Consider the following 9,808-nt stretch of genomic DNA (forward strand, 5'->3'; position numbering starts at 1 on the left):
CGGGTGCGCGACGCCGATCACGGCGGATGCGCTGACCGGCCCGAAATACCGGCTGTCGAACGACGCCGGATTGGTCACACTGAGCAGGAACAGTTCGCCAGGCCGAAGCTGCCGGCACTGCGGCCAGGATGGCAGCGGACGGCCCAGCCGGTCGGCGGGCCGAACGGCAGCCACCGGCACGCCGTCGATCCACACCAGCGCATCGAAAACGCAAACCTGCTGTGGCGCGACTGCGCCCACGCGCTTGAGCAGCGGCACGCGCGCCGGCAGGTAGCCGCGCTGCGCGGCCAGCGCGGCGGCGTCTGGCGGCAGTGTGGTCAGGACGATGCTGTCCACGGACAATGGACGTGGCAGCGAGCCGGGCCGATGGCGCAGCGGATCGACGCGATACCAGCCCACGGGAACGCTGTCGGACGGGTTGTAGATCAGGCGCGGGAATGGATGCACGAAGGACGCCCAGGCCAGCGCAGCGAGGCCGCAGGCGGCGAGGCCCGCGAGCACGATGCGGGCGCGCAGGCGCGAGCGAGGACGCGGCGCGAGGCCCGTAGTGGAAACGGCGGTCATGGCAGCGTCCTCCCGGCCAGCCAGGCGGCGTGCCGCTCGGCGGTGTATTCGGGCAGCGGCAGGCGCGCGGCGAGCCGGTTGGCGAGCGTGCGCCAGTACGCGGGCGAGACGGCGACAGGCGCGATGCCCAGTGCCTCGATGGCGTCGATGCGCTCCAGCACGGCGCGCACCTGCCCGTCGCCCTCGGCGTGCAGCAGCAGGCGCGCGCCCGGCTGCACGCCGGGAATGCGCTGCGCCGCATCGAGCGGCGTGCAAGCCTGCATCACCATGAGCTGCCAGCGAATCGTGCCGTAGTCGTTAGCCTGCCAGCGGATGCGGCAGAACATGGCGCCCGGCAGGAACACCGCGCAGCGCCGCCAGCGGTCGAGCTGGCGCGTGCGCGCAGGTTCGCCGAAGCGCAGGTAGAGCTTGAAGCGCGGTTCGATATAGGCCAACGCCACGCGCGTCAGCGGCGCGCTGGCAGACTGGACGGAAGGGGCTGCGAGCGCAGCGGTGGTCGCGAAGGCAATGGATACATTGGCAAGCGAAGCGGATGCGTTCATGGCGTGTTCTCCCTGCGGTGTTCTGAAAACTCGCGCTCCAGCAGGCCGCGCAGCAGGTCGGCCACGGTCACGCCTTGCGTGAAGGCCGACACCTTGATGCGCGCCCGCATGGCGGGCGTGATGTCGAGGGTCAGGCGGGCGGTGTAGAGGTCGCCCTTGCCCAGCGCATCGGCATCGCCCTGGCGAATCCACGCCTCGGCGTGCGGATTCGCGGGCGGACGCGCGCCGATGCCGACGCGCTTTGCCGCACGTTTGCTGTTCGGCGGTGGCTTCGCTGTCATGTCGTCCACCGCAGCAGTTCGTCCACCAGGGCGGTGATTTCCCGTGCGGCGGCGCTGTCCGGTGCCGTCTCGCGCGCAAGCCGGCCAGCGGCCACGCTGACGGCGAACACGATGCGCTGGCACACCTCGGCGCGTAGCGCCGGCAGCGGCTGTTCGGCCAGCGATTGCCGCGCTTCCCTGCCGATGATGGTGGTGCTGACGCGCCGATTGATGACGAAGGCCGCGCGGAGCAGCGGCCGGAACACCTGCGCCTCGCGGATCAGCGTCACCATCTCGGCGCTGGCCCACAGGTCGTAGGGGCTGGGCTGCACCGGGATCAGCACGCGCTCGGCCGCCAGCAGCGCGGAGCGCGCCAAGGCGGCGATGCGCGGCGGCCCGTCGATGACGACGTGATCGGCCCGCCTGGCGAGTTCTGGCGCCTCCTGATGCAGCGTTTCGCGTGCGAGGCCCACGGCGCTGAACAGCCGTGGCAAGCCTTGCTGGCTTCTGCGCTGCGTCCAGTCCAGGGATGAACCCTGCGGGTCGGCGTCCAGCAGCACGACGTGCTGGCCACGCATCGCCAGCTCGCCGGCGATGTGCGTGGCGAGCGTGGTCTTGCCCACGCCGCCTTTCTGATTGAGCATCGCGACGATCATGGCCTGGCCCTCCATGCTGGAAAGCCTTGCTTGGAGTCGCCTGCAAAACCTGCCGACTGGCGGCCGGTTTTGTCTGCCGTTTGTGGCCGCGTGGTGGTTGTCCACCGCAGCGGCGCTTCTCTACTAAAAGTTAGAGAAATTAAGTTAGGGAAGTTAGAGGACGCGCAAACCCAATGCTGGCACGGGTTTGCGGCCGATCGGCACGCCTGATAGCACGATAGTCCCACGCCTGATAGCACGATACCCCGCACGCCTGATAGCACGACACCATTCACAGGCTGTCCCGAAGTTATCCCCGTGCCGTCTGCGGCACGGGCCGAAACGTCAGCAGCTCCATGCCGTTGTCCGGCATCCTCTCGATGCCCAGGACATAGCCGGGCAGCGACTGCCGCGCGACCAGCGCGCGCAGGTCGCAGGCGAAGTCGTAGGGCTTCGCGGTGCTGCCGGACTTCTGGTGCAGGTAGCGGAAGTCGAATTGCCAGCCGTATTCCTGCTTGCCGCCGTGCTTGCGCACCAGCCGGTACAGCCACCGCTCGATGCCGCCGGTCAGCCGGAAATACGCCGGGTCGATGGTCAGCACCAGGGCGGCGTCGAGCACGCCCGCATAGAACCAGTCGGGCAGGATCAGCTCGATGCCCAGCGGCGTGCCATTGGCATCGGCCAGCTCCTTCCATTCGTTGATCCACGAAAACCGATGCAAGCGTCGCCCGGTCGTCTCGCGGATGGACGTGGCCACCGTGGTCGATTGCAGCCGATCCAGCGCGGCCTTGAGGCGCTGGTAGTCGTGCAGCGACTTGCCGCGCCCGATGAAACGCAGGATCTCGTAGGGCGTGGCGCGCATCAGCCGCGAGGGCCGCAGGCCCGCGTCCTTCGCCTCCACGATCTGCGAGGCCGCCCAGATCAGCACGTCCGCATCCCAAATTGTGGCGATGCCGTGCTCCTGCGTGCCCTCCACGCGGATCGTAACGTTGCCCGCGCGGAAGTCGATGGGCTTGACCCGCTTGGACTTCGCCAAAGAGAAGAACGGATAAGCCATCAAATCCTGGCTGTCGCGCGGCGCCATGTCGCCGGGCAAGGCGCGGAACAGGTCGAGCTGTTCGCGCTCCTGCATCGGCCGCTGCCGGGATGGCAGCGCGGTGCTGGACATGGCGATGGCCTCCCGCACTCCAGCGGTCAGCGCGCACGGCTGTCGGCCGAGTGGTGCTCGGCGTATTCGGGATCGGAGGTCGTCTCGAAACTGCGGTCGGCGGCCCAGGCATCGAGGTCGGCCACGGCGTACATGACGCGCCGCCCGAACTTGCGAAAGCGCGGGCCGCCACCGATCACGCGCTGCTTCTCCAGCGTGCGCGGCGACAGGCGCAGGTACTCGGCGGCTTCGTCGTTGGTGAGATAGCGTTGGGGCTGCGCGGCAGCGGTCGAGACAGTGGCGGCAGGCCGCAAGGGAGCGGGACGCATGGTGTGAACCTCCATCGGTTGAAAACGCCCGGTCGCACGACGCGACCGGATGGAGGCAGTCTCAGAAAACGCGGCCCTCCTGCTCAGGGTCGTTTTGCACTCCCTTCAAAACGACCCTTCTCAAGCGGCGGAAGCTGTGCTAGGCGGCGATAGCCGCCGCGCATCAGCGCGTCGCCGCGCCGCACGAGGCGGCGCACCTTGGAGCGCAGGCCGCCGTCGCTGTACCAATCGGCCACGGCGTCGGCACCGAACAGCCCTTCGCCCACATCGCGCAAGGACGCGCCCGCCAGGGTTGCGTCGAACGCCTGCAAGGTGTGCAGCTCCATCAATGCGGCGGGCGTTGGCCGGGGATTGACGATGAACAGGGCCGTGCCCAGCGAATGACGGCGCGCAGGCGCAAGAGCACCGCCGCGGTGGGCCTGGACCACGGCCATGCCGTCTTCCAGGCCGGGCGCCAGGGCGAAGCGCAGGCAATGGCCTGGGCTGCGCGCGATCAGCGCCAGCCCCTTACCGTCGTGGAGCAGTTGCTTGTGGCCGGGAAGGTGCCAGAACGCGAACACCGCGGCGTCGGGGGGTGGATCGGCGTCGGGATGGAGCTGCACCACGGCCGCATGGCCAGGCAGCCAAGCCGGATGCGCGTCACGCGCATCCAGGGCTGGGTCTTCCAGCAGGCGCAGGCCCCAGCGATGCGCCGCTCCCTGTGCCGTCTGTGGCCGGCGATGGCGACGCAGCCAGCCGAGCCGGTAGTCGGGGTTCCTGCGCAGGTATTCCCAAGCGAGCGCAAGCGCATCCAGCCACAAGACATACAGGTAAGCCGCAGTCGGATACCAATGTGCAACGTGATGAGGATCGACCATGACGCCTCCTCCTGCGAACAGGAATCGCCGCCACGGCAGGACTACGTGCTACATCGCCATCGCCCCGACTGCGGGACGCCGTAGAAGCCAGCCTGCCGCAGTACGCGCCGGGCATCATGACTATTTGGATCAGACTGACTGAGGTATGCCGCAACAATGCCGATTGAGACCTGTTCGGCATGACGCCAGACTGAAAAAGTCACAGTAGGCCGTATTCAGTCCGGTATCGCTCCGTCCCGCTCGGCCAGCCGGGTGTATTCCGACAACGTGCGCGCGGGGTGGAAATAGAGGTCGCGTTGCACGGGCCGTTTGAGAGGGCCGACGATGGATGCCAGATCGGACAACTTCACAGTGCCCAGCGTCGGCATCCCCAGCCCCAGGTCGATCAGGCCGTAAGCCGTGTCGCCATCGGCAGGATCAAGCGCGGCAAGCAGCCAGGTGAGGTGTGCATCGGGGGTGAACAGCCGCACCACGGGCAGCGGGTCGATGGCTTCGCCAGCGGCACGGGCCTTGCCGTGGGCCAGCAATCGCGTGCGGTCGTCCTAGGTAATGAGTCGATTCATAACCATCCCCTCCTTGCCGCACGAATCCGCCGAGGTGTAAAGGTGCAAAACCGCATCAGTGGATTTGTGCAGAAACACGATTGCGGTTCCGTGACTTCGCGCCTTGGTTGACGCCCGTAGATACGGGTTTCTGTAGAAGCGCAAACCAGTGAGCTTCCAAGAAATGAGTTAAAGATAACGTGGTTTTAATTGTGCTGCGAATCGACGCTTCTGTCCATGCAGAAGCGATTTGTCCAGCCTGGCCGACCAGCCGGCGCCACCACCTTCGACGCCGAGCTGGCCCAAGCCTTCGGTGCGGCGGTGCGCGCGCTGCGCACGGAACGCGGCATCGCGCAGGAGACACTGGCGCACCTGGCTGGCGTCGAGCGTTCGCACTTGGGCAAGGTGGAACGCGGCGAACACCAACCCACGCTATCGCTTATCTTCAAGATCGCCGGCGCGCTCGAATGCAGCACGGCGATGCTGATGAGCGAGGCTGAAAGCCAGCTCGCAGCAGCAGCCCAGCCGTAGGCGACGGCTCTGCCGATCCGGCGCAAGCCGGTTCGGCAGTGTTCAAGGGGCGCCAAGTGCAACGCGGCGGGGATGGGCCTTGCGCCGATCCCCGGAGGCAAGCGAAGCGCGCAGCGCCGCAGGCGCGAAGGCGTGAGGGATTGGAGCCGGATGGCCGTGACGGCGAAGTTGGCACGGGGCGCAGCCCGAAAAGCCCGGCGGTGCAAGGCACCGGCACGCCCGCCCGTTCTTGCAGCCGCGGACTCAACGCATACCCAAGCAACTCAATACGGTGCAGCCCAGGCGATCATGCTGCACTCCATGCAGTGCCGCGAAAGCAGCACTGCGCCCCGCCACGTAGGCGGGGCGCTGGCGGCCGTCAGGCCGCCTGGGATTTGCTGCGCGACCAGATCAGGTCGTGCGAGCCGTTCTCGCCCTCGATCAGTCGGGCGTAGACCGTGGCCGGGAACGAAGGATCGTCGAGGGTTACGGAGATGTACTCCCGCCCGGCCTCGCTGGTCTTCTTCCACGCCGCGCCGATGTCGTGGCCCGCGGCCTGCAGGCGGAAGTCCGGGGCTTTCTCGTTGTCCCCCTTGTCGTTGGGAACCAGCTTGACCTTGACGTTGAGCGTCAGGGTGCGCAGCGTGCCGGTGAAGCCGTCTTTGTCGGTGGTGAAGGCGCCGATGTTGGCCATGATGAATCTCCTTTCGGTTGCACAAGGTTCGCGCCCATCGCGTCCTTGTTGTGATCCGGCCGGCGGGGGGACGGGCTGGCTGCACCGCTTGCGGCTGCAACGCAGTGGAGGGCCGGGAGGCGAAAAGAATTTGTCCCGCGAGGAAGCCGCCGAACGCAGTGACAAAGGCGGGGAAATTGTTTTCGCCAGACGGTTGCAGCCATGAAGCCCGAGGCGCAGCCGCGCCCCCGCCAGGATTCACAACAACACAAAGACGCCTTGGGCCGAACCACCCCCCATCCGAAAGGAGACAGGGCCGGCTCGGCATCCCCGCCCGAAGGCTGCACCGGCTCGCACCCTGACGCGGGCCAGGTCAACCACCCAACGACAGGCGAGAACGCCCCGGCCGCACCTTGCGGCGCCGGTCTTGAGGCGTGGCGTGGAAGCTCCATGGCGGTGCCGGGCGGGTTGTCCGTGAACCGTCCTTCGTGACGTGATGGGCACGAACCGCCAGCGTTGAGGACGGCACGCATCCGCACAACCTGCCGCAGCAAGCCTCGGCGTACCCACCAAGCCCTGCCCATGCGGCGGGGCGCTGGCCGGGCCGATCCGGCGCAGCCGGGTCGGCGGCATCGAGGGGCGCCAAGCCTGCGCGGCGGGGATGGCCCGCAGGGCTTTCCCCTGGAGGCAAGCGCAGGCGCGAAGGCGTGAGGGATTGAAGCCGAATGGCCGTGATTCGGCACGAAGCACGGGGCGCAGCCCACAAAGCCCGGCGGTGCGAAGCGCCGACACGCCCAGGCCGTTCTATATTTCCAGGAAGAGACCCAAGACAAGCCCATGACCTTCCAGCTCCGACACGAAACCCCAGACGACATTGCTGCCATCGAAGCCGTCACGACCGCCGCCTTTGCCGATGCACCGCACACCAGCCACACCGAGCAATTCTTCGTGCGCGCCTTGCGCGCAGCCCATGAACTGCCCCTTTCCATCGTGGCCGAAGACGATGGGCAAGTCGTCGGCCACGTCGCACTGTCCCCCGTCACGATCACCGATGCCCAAGGCCAGAAGGCCGATGGCTGGTATGGGTTGGGGCCGATCTCCGTCCTGCCGCCCAGGCAGGGGCAAGGCATCGGCTCCCGCCTGATGGAACAGGCGCTTTCCGAACTGCGTGCCATACGGGCCGCAGGCTGCGTGCTGCTGGGAGATCCCGCGTACTACGCGCGCTTTGGTTTCCAGGCCCATGCGGGCCTGCAACTGCCGGGCGTGCCGCCCGGTTACTTCATGGCACTGGCCCTGCATGGGCCAGTGCCCGAAGGTATCGCGCACTACAGCGATGCCTTCAACGCCGCCGCCTGAGCCAGCGCGAAGGCGGCGGCGTTCTGGTTCGGCGGTTGGCCTTGAACACCGGGTGCGGCCACTGCCGCGCCCGGATTTGCGTCCACCGTGCCCAGGACGGAACGGCCTGGGCACGGTGCCGATCGCGGTTATGCCTTCGTTTCGATAAGCCACCACACGGCACGCGGCAGCGTGCGGCCCGTGATGGGGTGGATGTCGGTAAGGTCGGCGCGGGCCGTCCAGCCCAAGGGCGGGCGGTAGCCGCGCACGTCGCCTTCGCCGTGCCAGCGGCGGGCGCGAACCGTGCCGGATGCGTAGATCACCGCCATGCGTGGGCGGCTGGTCGTGGTGCGGGTCATGTGGACTTCTCCTTTCAGCGAAGCGCTCCGGTCGAGGCCGGGGCGCTTGCCTTCGGCGCGGGTCAGGCGGCCAGCGCCTCGGCGGGTTCATCCATCATTGCCTCGGCAACCTCCGGGGCGTCCTGCGCCTGCGTTTCCTCCGGCGCAGCTTCCAGGCCTGCGGCCTTGAAAATGGCAGGCATCCAGCCCGTGCCAGCGGCCAGCCGCTCGGCTTCGTTGGCAATGTCGGCCTTCTTCAATTTCGCCAGCCGGGTGACGGAATCTGGCGCAAACACGCCCACGGCAACCAGAATCGCGGCCTTGGAAATGTGCTTGAAGTAGCCTCCGGCGGTCGGCTGCCACCATGCGGCCATGTCGAGACCCACGGCCTGCGCCAGTTCCCCGCCGGGCTGGTGCGGCGTGGCGCGGGGCGTCACCACGTCCACCGTGGACGCCACGCACACGGCCAGCAATCGCACCAGTTCATCTTGCGGCTTCGCCAGCAGCACGGCGAACAGTTCGGCGCCGTTCTGCGGCAAGGCAACACCGGCCGCCTGTTGCAGTTCGCGCAGCGCCACGGCGGCAGGCGATCCCAGCCAGTCCGGGGCCATGCCTTCCAGCCGGTCTTGCAGCGTAAGGCGCACGCCCAGCGGCAGCGAGTCACGACTCAGGCCATAGCGGCTTTCCTGCAAGACGGTCTGCACCATGCCATGCACCAGCGCGACCAGCGCCACTTGCGGGTGCCGGGCGACTTCGATTTGCAGCGCGGCGGTGCGATGGGCGCTCAAGCGTTGCGCCAGTCGGTCGGACATGGCGGCGGTCTTGGGCTCCCTGTCTTCGTCTCGGTTCTCGCCTTCGTCGTCGTTCTCGACATCCTCGCCGCTGAACCCTTGGCGCAGCCGTTCCAGCGTGCGCAGCGCCTTGGCTTCGGCTTCACGCATCAGGCCACGATGAATGACGGCCTCGCCAGTGCAGTCAATGGTGACGATGGCACCGGCTGCGGCGCGCGCGGTCGGGCTGTAGTCTTGCAAGCTATCTTCCAGCGCCTGCAACTGCTCGCCTACGGCTTCGCCTTCCTCCTGCAGAGCGTCGGCCTTGTCCTCGTCATCGGCGTCCTGTGCGGCATCCACGGCCTCGGCCAGTTCGTGCATCCGGGCTTGCAGCTTCTCGATGCGTGCGGCTTCGCGCTTGTTCGGTTCGCGCCGCTCCCTCGGGGCGCGTTGGAAGGCGTGCAGGTCGGCATGGGTCACGCCCGGCGTGGCATCCGCCCACGCCCAGCCTTCGGCCTTCACTTCGGCGGCGATGCCTGCCAGCTTGTCTTGCGCCAGCCGTTCCAGCAGCGCGGCATCGGTCAGATACACGCCCGCGTCATCTTCGGCGAACAGGTCGCGACGGACGCCGCCGCCTGCGGCTTCGTAGGCGTCCAGCCCGACGAAGCGCACCAGCGGATGCCGGTAAGCGTCAATCTCGCGCTCGGTGAGGCGCTCGCGCAAGTGAGAGGGATGCCGCTGCCACTGCGGGGCATCGTAGAACGCGGCTTCCTGCGCGGCGTGGTCGTCGGTGATGGACAAGGCCATCAACTGGTCAAGGCTCACGGCATCGGCCCGGTAGTCCGCCATCAGGCGCGGCGAGACGTTCGCCAGCTTCAAACGGCGCTGCACCACCAGCGGCGTAACGCTGAAATCCGCCGCAATGTCCTCGATGGGACGGCCTTCGGCCACCAGCGCCGCGAAGGCTTCGAACTGGTCTGCCGGGTGCATCTGTTCGCGCTGCACGTTCTCGGTGAGGCTGGCGGTGCGGGCCGTACCATCGGCCACTTGCAGGCAAGGCACGTCCCAATCCTTGGCGATGCGGTGCTTCTTCGCCAGCAGCTTCAACGCGGCCAGCCTGCGGCCACCGGCCACCACCTCGTAATGCTCGCCATCGGCGGCGGGAATCACGATCAGGTTTTGCAGCAGGCCCACGCGCTGGATGCTCGCGGCCAGTTCAGGGATGGACATGCGCGGGGTCTTCCGGACATTGCGGCCCGTGGGGCGCAGCACCAGCCGCGACAGCGGAACCAGAATCAGGTTCTTG

At 67.6% G+C, this 9,808-nt stretch carries 13 protein-coding genes; 2 read left to right on the forward strand and 11 right to left on the reverse strand.

Going from position 1 to position 9,808, the window contains the following annotated elements:
* The 8 genes from K320_RS0117700 to K320_RS0117735 form a co-directional block, all read right to left on the reverse strand.
* Positions 1-564: S26 family signal peptidase (locus K320_RS0117700; RefSeq protein ID WP_024540120.1), on the reverse strand; the 564-nt coding region annotated here is incomplete at its 3' end.
* A complete protein-coding gene (locus K320_RS0117705; RefSeq protein ID WP_024539915.1) occupies positions 561-1,106 on the reverse strand; it encodes a DUF2840 domain-containing protein in 546 nt (181 codons plus the stop codon). The genes K320_RS0117700 and K320_RS0117705, both read right to left, overlap by 4 nt.
* Positions 1,103-1,387 (reverse strand): hypothetical protein, encoded by a 285-nt coding sequence (locus K320_RS0117710; protein WP_024539916.1) that lies wholly within the window; start codon positions 1,385-1,387, stop codon positions 1,103-1,105. Before K320_RS0117710 ends, K320_RS0117705 begins: the two co-directional genes overlap by 4 nt.
* Entirely contained in the window at positions 1,384-2,022 is a 639-nt protein-coding gene (parA, locus tag K320_RS0117715; protein ID WP_024539917.1) for a ParA family partition ATPase, read from the reverse strand. The genes K320_RS0117710 and parA overlap by 4 nt, the downstream gene beginning before the upstream one ends.
* A 289-nt stretch (positions 2,023-2,311) precedes the next feature.
* On the reverse strand, positions 2,312-3,169 hold the full coding sequence (locus K320_RS0117720; RefSeq protein ID WP_024539918.1) for a replication initiator protein A: 858 nt from the start codon (positions 3,167-3,169) through the stop codon (positions 2,312-2,314).
* Between the two features lie 26 nt (positions 3,170-3,195).
* On the reverse strand, positions 3,196-3,477 hold the full coding sequence (locus K320_RS0117725) for a helix-turn-helix transcriptional regulator (RefSeq protein WP_003107109.1): 282 nt from the start codon (positions 3,475-3,477) through the stop codon (positions 3,196-3,198).
* A gap of 83 nt (positions 3,478-3,560) precedes the next feature.
* Positions 3,561-4,334: a DUF2285 domain-containing protein gene (locus tag K320_RS0117730; RefSeq protein ID WP_024540121.1), complete on the reverse strand. Its 774-nt coding sequence runs from the start codon at positions 4,332-4,334 to the stop codon at positions 3,561-3,563.
* A 215-nt stretch (positions 4,335-4,549) separates the two neighbouring features.
* The gene (locus K320_RS0117735) at positions 4,550-4,861 is read right to left on the reverse strand and encodes a DUF2958 domain-containing protein (protein ID WP_029696303.1); all 312 of its coding nucleotides are present in this window, start codon (positions 4,859-4,861) and stop codon (positions 4,550-4,552) included.
* A 252-nt stretch (positions 4,862-5,113) separates the two neighbouring features.
* Here K320_RS0117735 and K320_RS0117740 point away from each other — a divergent pair, with 252 nt between their 5' ends.
* Positions 5,114-5,407, forward strand: a complete 294-nt coding sequence (locus tag K320_RS0117740; protein ID WP_024540122.1) for a helix-turn-helix domain-containing protein — start codon at positions 5,114-5,116, stop codon at positions 5,405-5,407.
* A 358-nt stretch (positions 5,408-5,765) separates the two neighbouring features.
* On the opposite strand, the gene K320_RS0117745 is transcribed toward K320_RS0117740, so the two are convergent.
* Positions 5,766-6,080 carry a DUF736 domain-containing protein gene (locus K320_RS0117745; protein WP_024540123.1) on the reverse strand — a complete coding sequence of 105 codons (315 nt, stop codon included), beginning with the start codon at positions 6,078-6,080 and terminating at the stop codon, positions 5,766-5,768.
* An 816-nt stretch (positions 6,081-6,896) separates the two neighbouring features.
* Between K320_RS0117745 and K320_RS0117750 the strand changes: the two genes are divergently transcribed.
* Complete coding sequence (locus K320_RS0117750; protein WP_024540124.1) at positions 6,897-7,415, forward strand: GNAT family N-acetyltransferase; 519 nt, start codon at positions 6,897-6,899, stop codon at positions 7,413-7,415.
* Positions 7,416-7,543: 128 nt separating this feature from the next.
* Here K320_RS0117750 and K320_RS0117755 read toward each other — a convergent pair whose 3' ends face one another.
* Together K320_RS0117755 and K320_RS0117760 are read right to left on the reverse strand one after the other, a co-directional pair.
* A complete protein-coding gene (locus K320_RS0117755) occupies positions 7,544-7,753 on the reverse strand; it encodes a hypothetical protein (protein WP_024540125.1) in 210 nt (69 codons plus the stop codon).
* 62 nt (positions 7,754-7,815) lie between these two features.
* Positions 7,816-9,808, reverse strand: a 1,993-nt coding sequence (locus K320_RS0117760) for a ParB/RepB/Spo0J family partition protein (RefSeq protein ID WP_024540126.1), incomplete at its 5' end; no start/stop codon positions are given.

Source organism: Comamonas badia DSM 17552 (genome assembly GCF_000484635.1).
Taxonomy (GTDB): Bacteria; Pseudomonadota; Gammaproteobacteria; order Burkholderiales; family Burkholderiaceae_C; genus Comamonas_C; species Comamonas_C badia.